A 1,829-nucleotide genomic window follows, 5' to 3' on the forward strand; every position below is an offset into this window, starting at 1 on the left:
TGAGGACAAGCCCTCGGCCTATTAGTACCGGTCAACTCCACCCCTTACAGGGCTTCCATATCCGGCCTATCAACCCAGTCGTCTACTGGGAGCCTTACCCTCTCAAGGAGGTGGGAATACTCATCTCGAAGCAGGCTTCCCGCTTAGATGCTTTCAGCGGTTATCCTTTCCGAACGTAGCCAACCAGCCATGCCCTTGGCAGGACAACTGGCACACCAGAGGTTCGTCCGTCCCGGTCCTCTCGTACTAGGGACAGCCCTTCTCAATATTCCTACGCGCACAGCGGATAGGGACCGAACTGTCTCACGACGTTCTAAACCCAGCTCGCGTACCGCTTTAATGGGCGAACAGCCCAACCCTTGGGACCGACTCCAGCCCCAGGATGCGACGAGCCGACATCGAGGTGCCAAACCATCCCGTCGATATGGACTCTTGGGGAAGATCAGCCTGTTATCCCCGGGGTACCTTTTATCCGTTGAGCGACGGCGCTTCCACAAGCCACCGCCGGATCACTAGTCCCGACTTTCGTCCCTGCTCGACCCGTCGGTCTCACAGTCAAGCTCCCTTGTGCACTTACACTCAACACCTGATTGCCAACCAGGCTGAGGGAACCTTTGGGCGCCTCCGTTACTCTTTAGGAGGCAACCGCCCCAGTTAAACTACCCATCAGACACTGTCCCTGATCCGGATCACGGACCCAGGTTAGACATCCAGCACGACCAGAGTGGTATTTCAACGACGACTCCACCTGAACTGGCGTCCAAGCTTCACAGTCTCCCACCTATCCTACACAAGCCGAACCGAACACCAATATCAAACTGTAGTAAAGGTCCCGGGGTCTTTCCGTCCTGCTGCGCGAAACGAGCATCTTTACTCGTAGTGCAATTTCACCGGGCCTATGGTTGAGACAGTCGAGAAGTCGTTACGCCATTCGTGCAGGTCGGAACTTACCCGACAAGGAATTTCGCTACCTTAGGATGGTTATAGTTACCACCGCCGTTTACTGGCGCTTAAGTTCTCAGCTTCGCAACCCCGAAAGGTCACTAACCGGTCCCCTTAACGTTCCAGCACCGGGCAGGCGTCAGTCCGTATACATCGCCTTACGGCTTCGCACGGACCTGTGTTTTTAGTAAACAGTCGCTTCTCGCTGGTCTCTGCGGCCACCCCCAGCTCAAGCAGCAAGTGCTATCACCGGTGATGGCCCCCCTTCTCCCGAAGTTACGGGGGCATTTTGCCGAGTTCCTTAACCATAGTTCACCCGAACGCCTCGGTATTCTCTACCTGACCACCTGAGTCGGTTTAGGGTACGGGCCGCCATGAAACTCGCTAGAGGCTTTTCTCGACAGCATAGGATCATCCACTTCACCACAATCGGCTCGGCATCAGGTCTCAGCCTTAATGTGTGACGGATTTGCCTATCACACGGCCTACACCCTTACCCCGGGACAACCACCGCCCGGGCTGGACTACCTTCCTGCGTCACCCCATCGCTTACCTACTACAAGTCTGGTCCGTCGGCTCCACCACTCCGACCTCGTCCGAAGACTCAGCCGGCGGCTTCACGGACTTAGCATCGCCTGGTTCAGTACTGGGCGTTTCAAAGCGGGTACCGGAATATCAACCGGTTGTCCATCGACTACGCCTGTCGGCCTCGCCTTAGGTCCCGACTTACCCTGGGCAGATCAGCTTGACCCAGGAACCCTTAGTCAATCGGCGCACACGTTTCTCACGTGTGTATCGCTACTCATGCCTGCATTCTCACTCGTGAACCGTCCACAACTCGCTTCCGCGGCTGCTTCACCCGGCACACGACGCTCCCCTACCCATCC

At 56.6% G+C, this 1,829-nt stretch carries 1 rRNA gene; it reads right to left on the reverse strand.

The window, feature by feature from the left end:
• Nucleotide 1: 1 nt before the first annotated feature.
• Nucleotides 2-1,829: ribosomal RNA gene (locus tag ACWD01_RS37390) — 23S ribosomal RNA — on the reverse strand; the annotation flags it as partial.

The sequence above is a fragment of the Streptomyces sp. NPDC002835 genome (assembly GCF_053591995.1).